The 17992-nt window shown below is 75.4% G+C and carries 17 protein-coding genes and 1 pseudogene; 3 read left to right on the plus strand and 15 right to left on the minus strand.

Going from position 1 to position 17992, the window contains the following annotated elements:
- The 3 genes and pseudogenes from AB0883_RS26570 to AB0883_RS26580 all read right to left on the minus strand — a co-directional run.
- A pseudogene (locus AB0883_RS26570) lies at nt 1-224 on the minus strand (hypothetical protein); the annotation flags it as partial.
- A 711-nt stretch (nt 225-935) separates the two neighbouring features.
- Nucleotides 936-1643, minus strand: coding sequence for a hypothetical protein (locus AB0883_RS26575; protein ID WP_366644057.1), 708 nt, complete (start codon nt 1641-1643; stop codon nt 936-938).
- Between the two features lie 265 nt (nt 1644-1908).
- Nucleotides 1909-3093: a DUF3626 domain-containing protein gene (locus tag AB0883_RS26580; RefSeq protein ID WP_366644058.1), complete on the minus strand. Its 1185-nt coding sequence runs from the start codon at nt 3091-3093 to the stop codon at nt 1909-1911.
- Nucleotides 3094-3459: 366 nt separating this feature from the next.
- Here AB0883_RS26580 and AB0883_RS26585 point away from each other — a divergent pair, with 366 nt between their 5' ends.
- Nucleotides 3460-4404, plus strand: a complete 945-nt coding sequence (locus tag AB0883_RS26585; protein ID WP_366644059.1) for a sensor histidine kinase — start codon at nt 3460-3462, stop codon at nt 4402-4404.
- 57 nt (nt 4405-4461) lie between these two features.
- Here the strand turns inward: AB0883_RS26585 and AB0883_RS26590 are convergent, their stop codons facing one another.
- Together AB0883_RS26590 and AB0883_RS26595 are read right to left on the minus strand one after the other, a co-directional pair.
- Nucleotides 4462-5091 (minus strand): MBL fold metallo-hydrolase, encoded by a 630-nt coding sequence (locus tag AB0883_RS26590; RefSeq protein ID WP_366644060.1) that lies wholly within the window; start codon nt 5089-5091, stop codon nt 4462-4464.
- Nucleotides 5091-6176: an S-(hydroxymethyl)mycothiol dehydrogenase gene (locus tag AB0883_RS26595; protein WP_366644061.1), complete on the minus strand. Its 1086-nt coding sequence runs from the start codon at nt 6174-6176 to the stop codon at nt 5091-5093. Before AB0883_RS26595 ends, AB0883_RS26590 begins: the two co-directional genes overlap by 1 nt.
- A gap of 186 nt (nt 6177-6362) precedes the next feature.
- On the opposite strand from AB0883_RS26595, the gene AB0883_RS26600 reads away from it, so the two are divergent.
- The gene (locus tag AB0883_RS26600; protein ID WP_121398398.1) at nt 6363-6782 is read left to right on the plus strand and encodes a hypothetical protein; all 420 of its coding nucleotides are present in this window, start codon (nt 6363-6365) and stop codon (nt 6780-6782) included.
- Nucleotides 6783-6802: 20 nt separating this feature from the next.
- On the opposite strand, the gene AB0883_RS26605 is transcribed toward AB0883_RS26600, so the two are convergent.
- The 6 genes from AB0883_RS26605 to AB0883_RS26630 all read right to left on the minus strand — a co-directional run bounded on the left by AB0883_RS26605 (nt 6803) and on the right by AB0883_RS26630 (nt 13416).
- The gene (locus AB0883_RS26605; RefSeq protein ID WP_366644062.1) at nt 6803-8098 is read right to left on the minus strand and encodes an MFS transporter; all 1296 of its coding nucleotides are present in this window, start codon (nt 8096-8098) and stop codon (nt 6803-6805) included.
- Nucleotides 8095-8757, minus strand: coding sequence for a GntR family transcriptional regulator (locus AB0883_RS26610; RefSeq protein WP_366644063.1), 663 nt, complete (start codon nt 8755-8757; stop codon nt 8095-8097). The genes AB0883_RS26605 and AB0883_RS26610 overlap by 4 nt, the downstream gene beginning before the upstream one ends.
- Before the next feature lie 67 nt (nt 8758-8824).
- Nucleotides 8825-9931, minus strand: coding sequence for a CapA family protein (locus tag AB0883_RS26615; RefSeq protein WP_366644064.1), 1107 nt, complete (start codon nt 9929-9931; stop codon nt 8825-8827).
- Between the two features lie 147 nt (nt 9932-10078).
- Nucleotides 10079-10990, minus strand: a complete 912-nt coding sequence (locus AB0883_RS26620) for an alpha/beta fold hydrolase (RefSeq protein WP_366644065.1) — start codon at nt 10988-10990, stop codon at nt 10079-10081.
- Nucleotides 10991-11012: 22 nt separating this feature from the next.
- Nucleotides 11013-11939 carry an SDR family oxidoreductase gene (locus tag AB0883_RS26625; protein ID WP_366644066.1) on the minus strand — a complete coding sequence of 309 codons (927 nt, stop codon included), beginning with the start codon at nt 11937-11939 and terminating at the stop codon, nt 11013-11015.
- The gene (locus AB0883_RS26630) at nt 11932-13416 is read right to left on the minus strand and encodes an NAD(P)/FAD-dependent oxidoreductase (RefSeq protein ID WP_366644067.1); all 1485 of its coding nucleotides are present in this window, start codon (nt 13414-13416) and stop codon (nt 11932-11934) included. The genes AB0883_RS26625 and AB0883_RS26630 overlap by 8 nt, the downstream gene beginning before the upstream one ends.
- Before the next feature lie 113 nt (nt 13417-13529).
- Here AB0883_RS26630 and AB0883_RS26635 point away from each other — a divergent pair, with 113 nt between their 5' ends.
- Nucleotides 13530-14192, plus strand: a complete 663-nt coding sequence (locus AB0883_RS26635) for a TetR/AcrR family transcriptional regulator (protein WP_366644068.1) — start codon at nt 13530-13532, stop codon at nt 14190-14192.
- Here AB0883_RS26635 and AB0883_RS26640 read toward each other — a convergent pair.
- From AB0883_RS26640 to AB0883_RS26655, 4 genes are all read right to left on the minus strand, one after another.
- A complete protein-coding gene (locus AB0883_RS26640; RefSeq protein WP_366644069.1) occupies nt 14162-14386 on the minus strand; it encodes a hypothetical protein in 225 nt (74 codons plus the stop codon). The two genes, AB0883_RS26635 and AB0883_RS26640, sit on opposite strands and share 31 nt — an antisense overlap.
- A complete protein-coding gene (locus tag AB0883_RS26645) occupies nt 14383-15264 on the minus strand; it encodes a hypothetical protein (RefSeq protein WP_366644070.1) in 882 nt (293 codons plus the stop codon). The genes AB0883_RS26640 and AB0883_RS26645 overlap by 4 nt, the downstream gene beginning before the upstream one ends.
- On the minus strand, nt 15261-16355 hold the full coding sequence (locus AB0883_RS26650; protein WP_366644071.1) for a DUF916 domain-containing protein: 1095 nt from the start codon (nt 16353-16355) through the stop codon (nt 15261-15263). The genes AB0883_RS26645 and AB0883_RS26650 overlap by 4 nt, the downstream gene beginning before the upstream one ends.
- A gap of 90 nt (nt 16356-16445) precedes the next feature.
- A complete protein-coding gene (locus tag AB0883_RS26655) occupies nt 16446-17948 on the minus strand; it encodes an HtaA domain-containing protein (protein ID WP_366644072.1) in 1503 nt (500 codons plus the stop codon).
- Between the last annotated feature and the right edge of the window lie 44 nt (nt 17949-17992).

Consider the following 17992-nt stretch of genomic DNA (forward strand, 5'->3'; position numbering starts at 1 on the left):
ACCTGCTCGTCGGACAGGTCGATACGCGACTGCGCACCCTGCACACCATGCGGCACCAGCACACCCATGTCCGGCTTGTCCGCCTGCACCGCCACGGCGGTGACCGGAGCCGCCGACGACACCGCGGCGCTGCTGTCGCTGTGGTTCAGCGGACCGGCAGCCAGACCACCGGCGAACGCCAGACCAGCAACACCGAGAACGCTCTTACGCAGAATCGTGTTCATCGCAGATGCTCCATTCGGGGGTTGGCACCCACACGCCGAGGGGGATCGGCTCACGCGGGTGCAAGCACCGTCCGGCGCTCATGTACTCAAGGGGGAATCTCCGGCGAATCAACCGGAGGAAAGATCAGATCGGCCCGTGCCGGCCGGATGTCCGAGCCGTAGAGGCCCACACCGGGGCCTGTCTCGCGGGGGCGGGGGGATGCCCTCACGTCGGCCGGACCATGTGTAACGACCACCGGCCCGCCATCATTCCGGGGCCCCGGCACGCCATCCTGTCGGGCGGCGCGGCCCTGCCTTGCTCGGTCGTACGCAGGGTGTAACGACCCCGGCCCCGCCACGATTCCGCCCCCACGATGCCCCCGATCACACCCCCGAACCGGACACCCGTCACCGGATTACCTGACGGGACACGAGCCACCCGCCTCTCTTGGACAGCCACCCACAAACCGGACACCTCACGCAGACGACTATCGGTGAGCCGCGGAGATCTTGATGGACGGCGGCCCCCGGAGGGGCATTTTTCTTGCCAAGATCGCTCTCCCCGGCAGTCGCGCACCCGGTAGTAGCAGCCCGGAGCGGGTCGGGGATGGCGGGAGGGCGGGAGGGCGGGTTGGGGGCCGCCGGTCGGGTGCCGGGTTGGAGGCGGGTCGCGTCGGTGTGGACGGGACCGGCCGGCCCCCGATGCGGGGACCGGCCGGTGTCACGGGGTTGTCACCAGAGCTGGGAGACGATGTCCGCCGCCTGCTCCTCCCACTGCGCGTACGCGAAGGGGTAGGCCGAGACCTGTACGGTCTGCGCGGCGGAGGTCAGCGGCAGGTCCTGCCAGCCGCCCACGTTCTTGAGCGCGCGGAAGAACGCCTGCGAGGCGTACTCGGGGTCGGTGATCTGGTCCGGCGAACCCCAACCCGACGACGGACGCTGCTGGAACAGGCCCTGCGAGTCGTGGTCGTTGTACGCGCCCAGGTGGCCGAGGTTGTAGAGCTTCGACTCCTGTAGCGAGGTGGCGATCCCGATGACGGCGCCCCGCTCACCCACGCCGGTCTCCTTGGCCTCCTCGATGATGGCCTTGGCGTTGGCGAGCTGCGCGTCGTCGAGCGGGATGCGCGACTGGGCGCCCTGCACGCCGTGCGGGATGAGTTCCTCGCGGCTGGGCTTGTCGGCGGACGGCTTGGTGGTGGTACCGCCCGTGGTCAGGGCCGACTCCTCGGCCGCGCCCGGCCTGCCCTTGCCGGTGGCCTGCTCGATCGCCGCCACGGCGCCCTCGTGGGGCGTGGTGGTGACAGGGGCGGCCACGGCCGTCGGCCCGAAGGCGAGGCCACCGAGGGCGGCGACACCCACCACGCTCAGCGCGATCTTGCGGTTCGAGTCCTTCGAGTCCTTCGCGATGGCCGGGAGCCATCGAGTGAAGTCGTACTTCACGATGGTTGCCCTTTCGGTCAGGCGAAGCGCTCCCTGGATGAGCACTCCTTCGGGGGAAACTTCCGCGCCGGACGGGTTTCGGTTCCGGCGGTACGGGGAACACAACCAGCCTGGCCTGTCGGGCATTCCGGATATGAACCGGTGCCGGTCGGCTGCGACCCGGGTCACTCGGCGCTCGGGACGGGCGGGCACAGGCGGTCGCGTTCCGGAATACCGCGGCGGAACCGGACGGCCGGCACGGTCCGCCCGGCCGCGTCCGGGCGGCTCACCGACCCGCCCGCGCTCCCCCCGAGGGGCCCCCGGGCCGCGGGGCCCGGTCGTCCTGGGCGGCGTACGGGGCACCGAAGCGGACGAGGACGTGCCAGAGCTGCTTGAGGTGTTGGCGGGTGACCTCCGTCGGCCCACGGTCGGCCCAGCGGGACGGCTCCGTGACCAGCGAGGCCGCCGCGCGGCCGATCAGGGCGGCGTCGACCGGTTCGCCCGGCCGGGCGAACTCGGCGTGCACCCGGGCGGCCAACGGCGGGATGGCCGGCCCCCGGAACTCGGCGTCGATCCGGTCGACGGGCAGCGCGAACCCGGCGTGCCAGCGCAGGGCGAAGCCGTGCCGCCGGGCGATCGCGGCGAGCGTCGCCCCGGCTTCGGTGCCCCGGAACGACGGATCGACCACCATCGCCTCCACGTCCCGGGCGAGGCTCAGCTCGCCGTGGACCTGCGCCTCGATGTAGTCGTCGAGCGCGCGACCGGCCGCGCCGGGGGCCCACACGGCGTCCTCGCGCCGGCGCAGCAGCGCCCGGGTCAGGGTCACCACGTCGCCCGGCACGCCGAGGCAGATCCCGGTGCCGTCGGTCGCGGCCAGCAGGGCCGCCAGCACCGGTTCGAACACGTCCACGGTGCCCACGTCACGGGGTCCGAGGTGGCTGTCGCCGAAGCAGAACGTGGTCCGCGCCAGCACCTGCGAACGCAGCCGCAGGTAGCAGGAGCCGAACCGGGGGCACGCGCCGTCCGGATGGTCGAGCAGGTTCAGACCGCCGTACTTGGGCCGGTCGGCGGGGCGTACGCCGGCCGTCTGGTAGGCGCCGCCGAAGAGCGTCTCCTCCCAGCGGTCCCGGTCGCCCCCGGGGTAGGCGAACAGGCCGCCGTTGGAGATGCCGGTCTCGAACTGGCTGCGGTAGACGCCCTCGGCGGCGAGGGCGTCGGCGACCGTACGCCCGTCGGCGAGCAGCCGGTCGGGGTGGAAGTTCAGGGTGAGCCGCCCGTTCCCGCCGACCGCCGCGATCAGGCGCTCCGGCCCGTGGGTGACGCCCGAGCCGGCGAGCGCCCGGGCGATGGCGGCCAAGGCGGCGGGACGCTCGCGCAGCGCCGTCTCGCGTACGTGCGCGAGAGCGGCGCGTTGGGCGGGGGTGAGTGCCGGCTCCGCGTGCGTGGCGGCCGGTTCTGTGGCGGGTCGCACGCCGACGAATCTCCCTCACGAGCGGGCCGGGACGCACCCCCGTTTTCGGTGCGCCGCGCACCTCCTCGAAGAGGGTGGTCCGGCGGCCGGCCGGGGGTTCGAGGCGCGCGTCGGACGCGACCCGGACCACGCCTGTGGGCGGGCGATGCCCGGCCCGTGCCGGCCGGATGGGCGGCGCGGCGGCGCCGACGTTTCACCCGGTGGGCCGGCACCGGGACCAGCCACTACAGTGGGAACGCGAAGTGAAAGCCGACGGATGACTGGTGGTGCCGTGGTCGAGCAGGTGCCCCGCCGGGTGGTCGCGCTGCGCCGCTACGACCGGCGGCTACGCGGGACCAGGTCCGCCCCCGGCCTGGGACAGCCGGCATGACCGGGGCGTGGCATGCGGAGGCGGCGGGCGCCTTCGTGCACGAGGGGCTCTTCTACCACGACCCGGAGGGTCTGCTCGCGGGCACGGTGCCGTTCGTCACCGACGGGCTCGCCGCCGGGGAGCCGGTGCTGGTCGCGATGCCCGGCGCCAACCTGCGGCTGGTCCGCGCCGCCGTCGGGCCCACGGCTTCGGTGCGCTGGGCGGACATGTCGGAGGCCGGCCGGAACCCGGGCCGGATCATCCCCTGGGTGTTGCAGGCGTTCATCGACCAGCATGCCGGCCGCCGCGTGCGGATCATCGGCGAGCCGATCTGGGCCGGGCGCAGCGACACCGAGTATCCGGCGTGCGCCCAGCACGAGGCGCTGATCAACGCGGCGTTCGCCGGCCGCGAGGCGACCATCCTCTGCCCGTACGACGTCGCCGGGCTCGACGCCGACGTGCTGGCCGACGCGTACGCCACGCATCCGATCCTCGTCGACCACGCCGGGCGACGGCCGAGCGCGGAGTACGCCCCGGCGGACGTGGTCGCCCGCTACAACAAACCCCTGCCGTGCCCGGCGGAGCCGGTTTCGGCGCTGGTCTACGAGTTCGGCACGCTGTCCGCCGTGCGCCGGTTCGTGGCCGGGCACGGCGAGGCCGTCGGGCTGGACGAGGACCGGCTGGCCGACCTGCAGATCGCGGTGACCGAGCTGGCGACGAACAGCGTCGCGCACGCCGGCGGCACCGGCGTGCTGCGCGTGTGGCGCACCGCCGAGCACCTGGTCTGCGAGATCCGCGACGACGGCTGGCTGACCGACCCGCTGGCCGGGCGCCTGACCCCGGCCGCGGACGGCATCGGCGGCCGGGGTCTGGTGATCGTGCAGGCGCTGTGCGACCTGGTCCGCGTGCACACCACCGCCGCCGGGACGACCGTCCGGATGTACGTGCGGCGCCCGGCGTGACCGGGGCCCCGGGCAGTCGCTGAGCGGCTGCCCGGGACGCCCGGCGGCCGGCCTGGGTCAGTGCCCGCGGGCCAGCCACTCGTCGAGGTGGGGAGCCTCCCCGCCGATGGTGGTGCTCTCCCCGTGCCCGGTGTGCACGACCGTCTCCGCCGGAAGGGTGAGCAGCCGGTTCCGGATCGAGGCGACGATCGTGCCGAAGTCGCTGTACGAGCGTCCCGTCGCCCCCGGCCCGCCGGCGAAGAGCGTGTCGCCGGTGAACACGACGCCGAGCTGCGGCGCGTGGAAGCTGCACGCGCCGGGGCTGTGGCCCGGCGTGTGCAGCACGGTCAGCGCGGTGCCGGCCACCTCGACGCTCTGCCCGTCGCGCAGGTCTCCGCCCGGCGCCTCGTCGGGGTGCACCATGTCCCACAGCACCCGGTCGGCGGGGTGCAGCAGCACCGGAGCGCCGGTGGCCCGGGCCAGCGCCGGGGCCACCCGGACGTGGTCGTCGTGCGCGTGGGTGGCGAGGATCGCCCGGACCCGTCGGTCGCCGACGGCGGCCAGGATCGCGTCGACGTCATGCGGGGCGTCGACGACGACGCACTCGGTGTCGTCGCCGACCACCCACACGTTGTTGTCCACGTCGAAGGTCTGACCGTCGAGGGAGAAGGTGCCGGAGGTGACGGCGTGGTCGACGCGGGCCGCCATCAGAGGACCACCACCGAGCGCAGCACGTCGCCGCGGTGCATCCGGGCGAATGCCTCCTCGACCTTGTCCAGGGCGATCTCCTCGGTGACGAAGGCGTCCAGGTCGAGCCGGCCCTGCAGGTAGAGCTCGGTGAGCACGGGGAAGTCCCGGCTGGGCAGGCAGTCGCCGTACCAGCTCGACTTGAGCGCGCCGCCGCGGCCGAAGACGTCGAGCAGCGGCAGGTCGACGGTCATCTCCGGGGTCGGCACGCCGACCAGCACGACGGTGCCGGCCAGGTCACGGGCGTAGAACGCCTGCTTCCAGGTCTCGGGGCGGCCGACCGCGTCGATCACCACGTCGGCGCCGAAGCCGCCGGTGGCGGCGCGGATCGCCTCGACCGGGTCGTCGTCGCGGGCGTTCACGGTGTGGGTGGCGCCGAACTTCCGGGCCCAGTCGAGCTTGCGCGGGTCGGTGTCCACCGCGACGATCGTCGTCGCGCCGGCCAGCGCGGCGCCGGCCACCGCCGCGTCCCCGACGCCGCCGCAGCCGATCACGGCCACCGAGTCGCCCCGGGTGACCCCGCCGGTGTTCATGGCGGCGCCGAGACCGGCCATCACGCCGCAGCCGAGCAGACCGACGGCGGCGGGCCGGGCCGCCGGGTCGACCTTGGTGCACTGACCGGCGTGGACCAGGGTCTTCTCCGCGAAGGCGCCGATGCCCAGCGCGGGCGTGAGCTCGGTGCCGTCGGTGAGGGTCATCTTCTGCGCCGCGTTGTGGGTGGCGAAGCAGTACCACGGGCGGCCCCGGCGGCAGGCCCGGCACACCCCGCAGACGGCCCGCCAGTTGAGCACCACGAAGTCGCCCGGCGCGACGCCGTCGACGCCCGGCCCGACCTGCTCGACGACGCCGGCGGCCTCGTGGCCCAGCAGGAACGGGTAGTCGTCGTTGATGCCGCCTTCCCGGTAGTGCAGGTCGGTGTGGCAGACCCCGCAGGACTGGATCCGCACGATCGCCTCGCCCGGCCCCGGGTCGGGCAGCACGATCGTGGTCACCTCGACCGGCGCGCCCTTGCTGCGGGAGATGACTCCCCTGACCTCCTGGCTCACGCTTCCTCCTGCTCCACGACGACGCGTCGCGCCGCCGTCCGTCGGTGCGCTGACGCGGCACCTCGATCACATCCCTCGGGCCGAAACTACCCCCGATCGTCGCGGACGACCGGGGCCGCCGGGCGGTTATCGCGGCCGGCGAGGGGTAGGCGGGGGCACGGTTCGACAGTCGGACGGGAGTACGCCATGAGGGTCAGCCATCTGCCGCTGCGGGTCAGCATCGGCGCGTTCGTCCTCAACTCGGGGATGGGCAAGCGGTCGCTGGAGGGGGAAGCAGCGCAGGGCGTGCACGGGATGGCCGTCGGCGCCGTCCCGCAACTCGGCAGGCTCGACCCGGACCGGTTCGCCCGGCTGCTCTCCCGGGCCGAGATCGCCCTGGGCGCCGCGCTGCTCGCCCCGTTCGTGCCGTCGGCCCTGGCCGGTCTGGGGCTGGCCGCGTTCGGCGCGGGGCTGGTCCAGCTCTACCTGAGGACCCCGGGCATGCGCGAGCCGGGCAGCCTCCGGCCCACCCAGGACGGCATCGGCCTGGCCAAGGACGTCTGGCTGCTCGGGGCCGGCCTGACCCTGGTGCTGGACGACCTCACCCACGGCCGCCGGCGCCGCTGAGGTCCCGCGCGCGCCGGAGGTCAGGTCGGGATCGCGGCGGGTGTCCGCGCGGCGAGTTCGCGGCGGGCCGCGTTGCGGTAGCGCAGCACCTGGACCGCGCCGAGCGCCCAGAGGACGTACTGCACGGCGAAGGCCCACCGGAAGGCGGCCAGGTCCGGGGTGGCCCGACCGGCCGGGGTGGCCAGGTCGAGCACCACGCCGACGGCCAGCACCAGCACGATCGAGGCGACGAAGCCGCCGACGTTGACGACCCCGGTGGCGCTGCCGATCCGGTTGACCGGGTTGAAGCTGCGCGCGTAGTCGAAGCCGATGAGGGAGGCCGGGCCGTTGACCGCGAGCACCAGCACCAGGGTGACCAGCAGCCAGCCCGGCGCGCGTCCCGGCCAGGCGAGCACGACGGCCCAGACCGCGGCGGTGGCGCCGGTGATCGTGAAGACCAGCACCGAGCGGTGGAAGGGGTGCCGGGCGCAGAGGTGCGCGACCACCGGCCCGGTCAGCAGCATGGCGGCGGTCATCAGGGTGAGCAGCGACGCCGCCGTGGTCGGGCTGAGCCCCTGCCCCTGCACCAGGAACGGGTACCCCCAGAGCAGGGCGAACACGGCACCGGAGAACTGGGTGACGAAGTGCGTCCAGAGCCCCAGCCGGGTGCCCGGCTGGGCCCAGGCGGCGGCGAGTTCCCGGCGGACGTCGGTGAGGGTGGGCGCCGCGCCGGCCGGGACCGGCCCGCCCGGGGTGTCCCGGACGGCGACGACGACCATCAGCAGCACGGTCGCCCCGACCGCCCCGGCGGTGAGGAAGGCGGGGGTCCAGCCCGCCGCGTGCAGCAGGAACACCAGCGGTACGGCGCCGAGGATCGCCCCGAGCTGGCCGAGCGTGCCGGTGAGCTGGGTCATCATCGGGTAGCGCCGCCCCGGGAACCACAGCGCCACGATGCGCAGCACGCTGATGAACGTCATCGCGTCGCCGAGCCCGATCAGCACGCGGGCGGCGATCGCCAGGGGCACGTCGGTGGCGAGGGCGAAGCAGAGCTGGCCGGCGACCATCAGCGCGCCGCCGGCGACGAGCAGCCGGCGGGACCCGAACCGGTCGAGCAGCACGCCGACCGGGACCTGCATCGCCGCGTACACGGCGAGCTGGGCGACGGAGAAGGTGGCCAGCGCCGAGGCGCTGACCTCGAAGCGGTGCGCCGCGTCGACGCCGGTGACGCCGAGCGAGCTGCGGTGGAACACGGCGGCCACGTACGCGGCCACGGCCACGCCCCAGACGAGGCCGCCCGCCGACCGGAGCGGGGCGACCCGCGCGGTCAGCACCCTCACCGCAGGGCCCGCAGCACGGCCGCGGCGTTGTCGATGTGCGCGGCGACGGCGGCGAGCCAGCGCCCGGGGTCGTCGGAGTCGAGCGCCGCGAGCTGGTCGGCGTGCTCGGTCAGCGCCGTCTCGGCCCAGCCGGGCGAGAGCCGGAAGCTGGCCTCCCCCATCCGCAGTTGCCGGTCGCGCAGCCGCTGGTACAGCTCGGCGAGGATCTCGTTGCCGGCGGCGTCCACGAGGGTGGCGTGGAACGCCCGGTCGGCCTGCATCAGCGCGGCCAGGTCACCGGCGGCGTGCGCGTCGCGCATGTCGGCCAGCCGGGCGGCGAGGTCGTCCCGCAGCGCCGCGCGCCGGGGCCAGACCCGCTCGGCGGCGTGCAGCTCGACCAGCCGCCGCGCCTCGATGACGTCGGTGATCTCGCGGGCGGAGACCGGGCGGATCAGGGCTCCCCGCTTGGGATAGAGCCGGACCAGTCCCTCCGCCTCCAGGCGCAGCAGCGCCTCCCGGACCGGGGTGCGGGAGACCCCCGTGGCCTCGGCGATCTCCCCCTCGCTGACCAGCGACCCGCCCGGGTGGATCTGCTCCAGGATCTCGCGCTTGAGATGCCGGTAGGCGCGTTCGGCGGCCGAGGGCGCGGCCGTCCGGCCCGGCGGGGAGGGATGCGTCATGTATCTATGGTGGGCCCCGCCTCCTCGGCGCGCCCGGCGCCCCCGCCGGGGGTGGTGCGGGCCACCGTCAGCGCGGGTGGAGCGTCAGCAGCCCGTCGCCGTCGACGGCGAACCCACGCGCGAACGGTGGGTCGAAGCCGCCGAGCAGCCCGGCCAGCCAGCGCGCCTCGTCGGGCGCGGCCCGCTCCAGGCGCATCCGGCGCATCCGCACGGGGGCCGCCCGCAGTCGCCGCAGCGCCCCGGTGGCCGCGTCGAGGGTCGGCAGCCAGAGCAGCCGCAGCTCCGGCCGGTACGCCTCCCGCCCGCCGATGCCCTCGTAGTCGTCGACGAGGTCGCCGCAGCCGTAGAGGACCAGCCGGTCGCGGTACACCTCGACGGGCCGGGGGTGGTGCGACGAGTGGCCGTGCACCACGTCCACACCGGCGTCGACCAGCCGGTGGGCGAAGTCGACGTGCGCGGGCGGCACCTCGTACCCCCAGTTGGTGCCCCAGTGCACGGAGACCAGCACCCGGTCCCCCGGCCCGGCCACGGCGGCGATCCGTCCGGCCAGCGCGTCCGCCGAGGCGACCGAGACCTCCGGCAGGTACGCCACCCCGGGCGCCCCGGCGGTGGCCGCCCAGGTTGGAGGCACCCCGCTGGACGGGGCGGCCACCGACCAGACGAGCAGCCGGCCGCCCGGGCCGAGCGGCACCCGGGCGGGTCGCCAGGCCGAGGCCGCGTCCCGGCCGGCGCCGGCGGTGGCGATGCCGGCGTCGGCCAGCGCGTCGAGGGTGTCGGTGAGCCCGACCGGGCCGAAGTCGAGGCTGTGGTTGTTGGCCAGGGCGCAGACGTCGAGCCGGGCGGCGGCGAGGCAGGCCAGGTTCCCCGGGTGCATCCGGTAGTGGATCGCCTTGGCCGGGGCGTGCCCGCCCCGGCCGGTCACCGCGGTCTCCAGGTTGACCACGCGCGCGTCGGGCCGCAGCTCGTCGAGCAGGTCGAGCGCCTCTCCCCACGGCCAGGCCGGCGGCGCCGGGCGCGGGACCGGCCCGCTGGCGGCCCGGGCCAGGTCGACGTAGTCGCGGGCGTCGCGTACCGCCGGTTCCCGCAGCTCGGGCGGGCCGGGCGCGGGCAGGATCGCGTCCACGCCCCGGCCGGTCATCACGTCGCCGCCGAGGAACAGGGTCAGCTCGGGCACCCGGTCCGCTTTCCCCGTCCCGCCGCCCGCTCACCTGCCGACGCCCGGGCGCCGCCGAGCGGCCGTGCATTGCCGGGACACCGGCGACCGCCGTGCATTGCCGCGACACCGTCGCCCGGCCGTCCCGCGCCGGGACGCCGGCGTCGGTCAGCCGGTGCCGGCGACCGCCGGCCGGTCGCCGGGGTCGACAGCGGAGTCCTCGGGCGGGGCGGCGGCGTCCGTACCGGCCCAGAAGTCGACGAGCAGGCGGTGGAACTCCTCGGCGCACTCGATCTGCGGCATGTGCCCGCAGTCGGCGAACAGGTGGGTGCGGGCGCCGGGCAGCCGGGACCGGGCGGCGTCCAGGTGCGCCGCCGGCAGGATCAGGTCCCGGTCGCCCCAGACGACCAGGGTGGGGAGGTCGAGCCGCTCCACCTCGGCCAGCAGCTCCTCGCGCCACTGCGGGCTCACCCCCCGGAAGGTGCCGAGGCTGCGCGCGGTCTCCAGCATCACCCGGGCGGCGTACGGCTGGCGGGCGACCGCCAGGGCGTGGGCGACGCGTTCGGCGGTGGCGAAGGCCGGGTCGTGGAAGAGGGACCGTTCGGCGCGGCGGGCCGCCCACCGGGTGGGCCGCAGCAGCAGCCGGCCCAACGGGCGCAGCGCCAGCAGCCGCAGTGCGATGGTCACCTCCCGGCCGAAGCCGGCGCTGTTGACCAGCGTCAGGCTGGCCACCCGGGCCGGCTCGGACGCCGCGAGGCGCATGGCGACCGCGCCGCCGAGGGAGTTGCCGACCACGTGCGCCGGCCGGTCGACGCCGACGGCGTCGAGGTAGTGGGCGGCGAACTCACCCAGCGCCGGCAGGGTGCAGGGGCGGGCCATCGGCAGCGAACCGCCGTAGCCGGGCAGGTCGACGCTGTGCACCCGGAACCGCTCGGCGAGCAGCTCGTGCAGCTCGGTGAAGTCGCGCAGGGTGCGGCCGATGCCGTGCAGCAGCAGCACCGGCGGCCCGTCGCCGTCGACGCGGTGGCACACCCGCCGGCCGTCCACGCTCACGTGCCGGCGTCCGGCCGGGGCGTTCATGCCGGCTCCCCGGCCGGGGCGTTCATGCCGGCTCCCCGGCCGGGTCGGCCGCCGGGGCCGCCTCGGGCTGCCGCTGCGCCGGGACGGACGACCCGGTGGTGAGCCGGCGCGTGGACTCGCCTCCGACGCGGTCGAGCGCGAAGGCCACGACCCGCTGGTACGACACCGGCGCCACCCGGGCCAGCAGGTCGGGCAGCTTCGCCGACCAGCCGATCAGCACCCGGCCCCGGCGGCGGTGCACGCCGCGCAGGATCACCTCGGCGGCCCGCGCGGAATCGATGGTCAGCAGCTTCTCGAACTGCCGGCGGCCGGTCTCGAACTCCTCGGCGGGCACGCCGCTGCCCACCCGGGCGTTCTGCGCGATCCGGGTGCGGATGCCGCCCGGATGCACGCAGGTCACCCCGATCCCGTCGCCGGCCAACTCCTGGCGCAGCGCCTCGGTGAAGCCGCGGACGGCGAACTTGCTGGCCGAGTAGGCGGTCTGCCCGGCCGGGGCGATGATCCCGAAGAGGCTGGAGACGTTGACCAGGTGCGCGCCCGGCTCGACCCGCAGGGTGGGCAGCAGCGCGTGGGTCAGCTGCGCCACCGCCCGGAAGTTGACGTCGACGACCCAGCTGAACTCGTCCAGGCTCACCTGGTCGAACCGGCCGCCCAGCGCCACTCCCGCGTTGTTGACCAGCAGCCGAAGCACCGGGTGCCGCCGCCGGATCTCCTCGGCCACCCGCGCGGTGGCGGCGGCGTCGGCCAGGTCGACCACGTAGGCGGTGAGCTGCCGGTCGGGGTGCGCGGCGCGGACCGCCGCGACGACGGCGTCGAGGCGCCCGGCGTCGCGGTCGACCAGCACCAGGTCGCTGCCCCGGCGGGCCAGCCCGTGCACGAGGGCCTCCCCGATCCCGCTGGCGGCGCCGGTCACCACGGCCGTGCCGCCGGTGAAGACGAATCTACGCACGGATGGTCCTCCTTTCCGCTGTGCCGGCGCGGGAGAACCGCACGCCGGGGTCGGTGAGCCGGCCGTGCCGCATCAGCAGGACGTCCCGGGGATAGTTCTGGTGCAGCCGCCACGGCGCCCGGGCGCCCTGCTTGGGCAGGGCGTCGACGCTGCGCAGCACGTAGCCGGCCGTCAGGTCGATGATCGGCTCCAGCTCGCCGTCGGGCGGCGGCAGCGGGGTGACGACCTGCTGACCGGTGCGGTCCAGGTGCCGCAGCAGCCGGCAGACGTAGGTGGCGACCAGGTCGGCCTTCAGCGTCCACGAGGCGTTGGTGTAGCCGAGGGTCATCGCGAAGTTCGGCACCCCGGAGAGCATCATGCCCTTGTAGGCGACGGTGCCGGGCAGCTCCACCTCGGTGCCGTCCACGGTCAGCGTCATGCCGCCGAGGGCGAGCAGGTTGAGCCCGGTGGCCGTGACGACGACGTCCGCGGCCAACTCCTCACCGGAGGCGAGCCGGACGCCCCGCTCGGTGAAGGTGTCGATGGTGTCGGTGACCACCGACGCCCTCCCCCGCGCCAACGCGGTGAACAGGTCGCCGTCGGGCACCACGCACAGCCGCTGGTCCCAGGGGTCGTAGCGGGGCGAGAAGTGCCGGTCGACGTCGTAGCCGGCCGGCAGCCGGCCCCGGGCGGCGCGCAGCAGCAGCTTCCTGACCAGGGCGGGGGCGCGCCGGCTGAGCTGGAAGTTGGCGGTGGAGAGCAGGACGTTCTTCCAGCGCACCACCGGATACGCGGCCTTCGCCGGCAGCCGGCGCCGCAGCGCGTCGGCGAGGACGTCGCGCGAGGGCAGCGCGATGACGTACGTGGGTGAGCGCTGGAGCATGGTCACGTGGGCGGCGCGCTCGGCCATCGCCGGCACCAGGGTCACGGCGGTGGCGCCGCTGCCGATCACCACCACCCGCTTGCCGGTGTGGTCGAGGTCCCGCGGCCAGTGCTGCGGGTGCACGATCCGCCCGGCGAACCGGTCGACGCCCGGGAAGCGGGGCGTGTAGCCGCCGTCGTAACGGTAGTAGCCCGCGCAGGTGAACAGGAAGGAGCAGGTCAGCGCGACCGTCTCGCCGGTGTCGTCGCGGTGGGCGTGCACCGTCCAGCGGGCGCTCGCGCTGTCCCAGTCGGCCCGGAGCACCCGGTGCCGGAAACGGATGTGGTCGGTGACGCCGTACTCGTCGGCGGTGCGGCGGACGTAGTCGCGGATCGAGTCGCCGTCGGCGATGGCCTTCGGGTCGGTCCACGGCTTGAAGGAGTAACCAAGGGTGAACATGTCGGAGTCCGACCGGACGCCGGGATAGCGGAACAGGTCCCAGGTGCCGCCGATCGCGTCGCGGGACTCCAGCACCGCGTACGTCTTCTCGGGACAGTGGCGGCGCAGGTGGCAGGCGGCGCCGACGCCGGACAGGCCGGCGCCGACGATGAGCACGTCGACGTGGTCGGTGGCCATCTCGTCTCCCGTCCGCGGGTGAGACACCGGACACTAGCCACGGCTGTCGAGGCTCGTCAACACCGTGTCGAGTTCGATCGACACCGTGTTGATCCGGTGTAGAGTCACCGGGCATGACACCCGCCCGTACGGCCACCGGCAGCGCGACCGGGCGCGGACGGCGCGCGGCGCGCTCCGTCGGCGACGAGCGGGAGCTGGCCATCCTGGCGACCGCCGAGCGGCTGCTGGGGCAGCGGGCCTTCGCCGACATCTCGATCGACGACCTGGCGCGCGGGGCCGGCATCTCCCGGCCCACCTTCTACTTCTACTTCCCGTCGAAGGACGCGGTGCTGCTGACGCTGCTGGACCGGGTCATCGAGGAGGCCGACGCCGCCGCCGGTGACGTGCTGGAGCGGCTGGCCGAGGACCCGCCGGCGCGCTGGCGGGAGCTGATCGACCGGTTCCACGAGACGTTCGGCGCGCACCGCGCGGTGGTGCTGGCCTGCGCCCAGGTGCGCGGCACCAACGCCGAGGTGCGCCGGCTCTGGGCGAGGGTGCTGGAGCGCTGGGTGCACGCGATCGAGACCGCCATCGTGGCCGAGCGGCGGCGCGGGGCGGCCCCCGACGGCGTGCCGGCCCGCGACCTCGCCATCGCGCTCAACTCGATGAACGAGCGCGTCTGGTACGCCACCTTCGCCGGCGACGGGCCGGCGGTGGCCGAGCGGGACGTGGTAGACGTGCTGCGCGACGTGTGGCTGGCAGCGATCTACCGCAGCACCGCTCCCCCGCCGGCCTGACCGCGGCGGGCGGCGGCCAGCTCGGCGTCGAGCCGGGCGACCATCCGGTCGAAGTCCTCCGTACGCAGCACCGGTCCGATGTCCTTGCGCCAGCCCGCCGTCCGGGACCGCCGCTGCACCGGCGTCTCGACCGCGCCGTCGGCCGTGCACCCGGCGGGCGTGCCGGGCGGTCGGCTCCCGCGCGGCGGCGTCACGCGTGCCGGGCGGGACGCCCCGATCCGACCTCCGCACGGCGAAGCCGGCGGGGGCGCCGGGCCGGCCGCGCCAGGGCCCACAGCAACGGTACGGCGACCAGGCCCAGCAGGCCCCAGGGGTAACGGGCCGCCTCGACGGTGAAGGCGACCGGCCCGCCGGACGGCTCGATCCGGCCGTGCAGTTCGTGCCGGCCCACGACGGTCGCGCCGGTCGGGACGCGGATCCGGTACTCCCGGGTCTGCCCGGCCCCGATCGTGCCGAGCGGCGGGGCGTCGACGAGCGTGTGCACCCGGCCGGGGCGGCCGAACAGCAGCGAGAACGGAGGGTCGACCGCGTCGGTGGGGCCGACGTTGCGCAGGGCGAGGTCCACGGTCAGGTCTCCCGGCACACCGAACCAGCCCGGCACGCCGGACCGGTCGGTGGCGCGCAGCCCGGCGACGACCAGTTCCGCAGCGCCGACCGGCGCGGGGGCGGGTGGCGCGCTCACGCCGGTCAGCGGCAGGGCGACGCTGGCCCGGGTGCCGCCGGTCGGCGTGCGGGCCCGTACCAGGCAGGGGCAGCCGACCGGCGGGGCGGCGAGCACCACCGGCAGGGTGAGAGCGCCCGACGCCGGCACCTGTCCGTGCCCGGCCCGGCTCGTCGCGCAGTCGAGCGCGCCGCGTCGCCCCCCGTTGCCGCAGACCTCGATCTGCACGGTGCCGGCCGGCCAGCCGCCGAGGGTGACCAGGATCTGATCGCCGGCCCGGAACGTGCCGGCCGGCACGGCGATCCGCGGCGCCGGTGCGGCGGCGGGGGCGGGCGTGGGGCCGACGACGGGCGCGGGCACCGGGGCGGTCAGCGCGAGCAGCGTGGCGGCGGCCGGCAGGAGCCGGGTCACGGCGCGCCGCCCGCCGGGCCGGCGACCGGGCGGGCGGCCGGTGAGCCGGCCGGACGGCCCGGATCCGCCGCCACGTCCCGCGCGGACGCGTCCCCGGCGCCGCGCCTGGCGAGGGCACGGCGGCGCAGCCGGACGGCCAGCCAGCCGGCCAGCACGGCCAGCGCGGCGAGCAGCAGCCACGGGGGCGCCCAGGCGCTCGCGGAGCGGAGCACCGGCGGCAGCGCCGCGTCCACGGTGGTCGGCGCCAGGTCGACCTCGGCGGTCAGCCGGAGCGCCGGCGGCACGCCGGTGACCCGCTCGGTGACGGTGAAGACCCCGCCGGGCAGCAGCTCGGGCAGGTCCACCGGCGCGGTACGGGCCAGCCGCCACCCGAACGGTCCCTCGACGGCCACCGTGCCGGTTCCGCCGACGCGCACGTTGCCGGTGTTGCGTACGCGGTAGCTGACCACGGCGTCGCCGCCACCGGCCGGGTTGATCGGATTGTCGTAGCTGACGCTGACCGACTCGATCGCGACGGCGGGGCGGACGTCGCCGTCCACCCGGAGGTAGACCCGCGCGGCCAGCCGTTGGTCCACCCGGACCTGCTGCCCGTCGGCCGTGGTGCGGGCCCGGGTGATCGCGGCGATCACCCCGCCCGCGTGGTCGCCCGGGGTGGCGTTGGCGGGCACGCTCAGCCGGAACGGGATGTCGGCGCGGCGTCCGGGGGCGATCGTCCAGGTGCGCTTGTCGAAGCGGACCCAGGAGCCGACGTCGGTGGCCGCCCGGTCGGCCGGCAGCAGGGCGAAGGCGCCGTCGGCGGTGGTGTAGGCGTCGGTGCCGTACACCTGGAAGGTCAGCGGCCGGTCGCTCAGGTTGGTGACGCCGACGTGGTCGGTGAGGGTGCTGCCGGGGGCCAGGTCGTAGATGAAGTAGTTGCGTCCGGTCGGGCCGTCCGGTCCGGACGGCTGCACCGCCCACCGGGTCGCGGCGGGGCCGGGCGTCGGCGCGGCCGGCGCGGGCGTCGGCGCGGCGACGGCGGCCGTCGGCCCCGCCGCGAGCAGCGCGGCGGCGAGCGTGACGCAGGTCCGGGACAGGAGGGTGACGAGGGACATGCCGGGCTCCGGGTGGGTGGGTGACGGTGGGCGGGACGGCCGGTGGGGCGGGCCGGGGAGGGCCCGCCCCACCGGTGACCCGGCGCCGACCTAGGAGAGGGTCAGGGTGAGGGTCGCCGCGTAGTCGCCCGCCGCCGCGGACACCGGCACCCCGAGGTCCAGCCGGGCACCGCAGGTGAAGGTGCCACCGCTGGCTCCGGCCGCCGAGGTGCAGAGCGCCCGGGCCGCACCGAGGCCGGCACCGGGCGCGGCCACCGCGCCCGGCACGACCGTGCCGGGGTCGCCGGCCAGCGGGTCGTCGACGGCGACCGCGCTCGGCACCCAGCCGAGGTTGTCCGCGGCGATGACCCCGCCGGTGCTGGAGGTGAAGTCGGAGACCTGCCCGACGAGGCTCCAGCCGGCGTCGGTGCCCCGCAGGTCCGCCACGGTGGCGTCGTGCAGTGCACCGCTGGCGACCTGGCCGTTGGTGACGGCCGGCAGGGCTACGGCGGAGCCGGCCACGCCCAGGGTGAGCGGGCCGCCCTTCACGGTGGCGGTGATCCGCTGCTCGGCGTCGCCCGCGCCGGTGCCGGTCCCCGAGAAGGTGACCGGCGTGAAGGTGTCCTGGCTGCGGTCCGCCGAGCCGCGGGCCGCGAAGGTGATCACGTAGCACTGCACGGCGGTGCAGTCGACCCGCTTACCGGTCCTGTCGGTGTAGACCGCGCTGACCGGAAGCGTGGTGCGGAACGTGCCGTCGGCGTTGAGCCTGTCCCGCGCCTCCGTCGGCTCGTTCGTCGCGCTCACCCACTTGGTCACCTGGAGCACGCCGGCGTTGGTCCAGTGCTCGTCGACCCTGGGCCCGAACGCGACGTAGATCCCGGCCGCCCCGTTGGCGGCGGGGTCGAAGCCGGAGCCCTCGACGGTGATCGTCGCCCCCGACGGGTCGAGCCCGCCGGACGGGGTGACGGCCACCGCCGGACGCGCCGGCCCGGAGTCCCCGCTGGTGAACGTGAACGACACCGGGTCGAGCGCGTCACCCGCGGCGTAGAAGCCGTTGAACGCCGAGGCGCCGGCGGCGGTCAGCGTCGCGGCGAGGTTGCTGCCGCTCACCGTCCCCGTGCCGCCCGGGTTCCCGCCGCCGGACGCGAGCGTGGCGATGGTCGCCTGCCGCACCGACACCGGTTCGGCCGCCGTCGTCACCAGGTCGACGTCGGCCTTCAGGGCGGCGGTGCCGCCGGAGATGGCGATCGTCGGGTTGGCCAGGGTGATGGTGAACATGTGCGAGGGGTACGAGAAGACCACGGTGCCGCCGTACTCGGCGCTGGCGGCGCCGGTGGCGGAGTCGTGGGTGCCCCCCGTCGACGGGAAGGTGAACGTGCCGTCGGCGTTGATGGTGGCGCCGTTGCTCGCCGCGATCGGCGGGTTGCCGTTGCCGCCGGAGACGTAGTTGCGGAACGACTGCTTGAAACCCCAGGTCAGGGTGCCACCGGTGATGTCGGCCTCGGCTGCCGAGGCGGGGCCGGCGCCCACGAGTGCGGTCGACAGGCCGAGGGCGGCGACCGCCGCCCAACGCATCGACTGCCGCCAGGCCTGACCGGCTCTGGATCGGACCATGCTGACTCCTTCTCTTGATCCGTTACGGACAGTCAGTAAGGTAA

The organism is Micromonospora sp. NPDC047812 (genome assembly GCF_040704175.1).
Classification (GTDB): domain Bacteria; phylum Actinomycetota; class Actinomycetes; order Mycobacteriales; family Micromonosporaceae; genus Micromonospora.

Coding starts and splice junctions, on each gene's coding strand:
- AB0883_RS26585 (WP_366644059.1), top strand. CDS start 3,460: ATGACCGGGGCGTGGCATGCGGAGGCGGCGGGCGCCTTCGTGCACGAG.
- AB0883_RS26600 (WP_121398398.1), top strand. CDS start 6,363: ATGAGGGTCAGCCATCTGCCGCTGCGGGTCAGCATCGGCGCGTTCGTC.
- AB0883_RS26610 (WP_366644063.1), bottom strand. CDS start 8,757: ATGACGCATCCCTCCCCGCCGGGCCGGACGGCCGCGCCCTCGGCCGCC.
- AB0883_RS26650 (WP_366644071.1), bottom strand. CDS start 16,355: ATGTCCCTCGTCACCCTCCTGTCCCGGACCTGCGTCACGCTCGCCGCC.
- AB0883_RS26620 (WP_366644065.1), bottom strand. CDS start 10,990: ATGAACGCCCCGGCCGGACGCCGGCACGTGAGCGTGGACGGCCGGCGG.
- AB0883_RS26590 (WP_366644060.1), bottom strand. CDS start 5,091: ATGGCGGCCCGCGTCGACCACGCCGTCACCTCCGGCACCTTCTCCCTC.
- AB0883_RS26630 (WP_366644067.1), bottom strand. CDS start 13,416: ATGGCCACCGACCACGTCGACGTGCTCATCGTCGGCGCCGGCCTGTCC.
- AB0883_RS26635 (WP_366644068.1), top strand. CDS start 13,530: ATGACACCCGCCCGTACGGCCACCGGCAGCGCGACCGGGCGCGGACGG.
- AB0883_RS26655 (WP_366644072.1), bottom strand. CDS start 17,948: ATGGTCCGATCCAGAGCCGGTCAGGCCTGGCGGCAGTCGATGCGTTGG.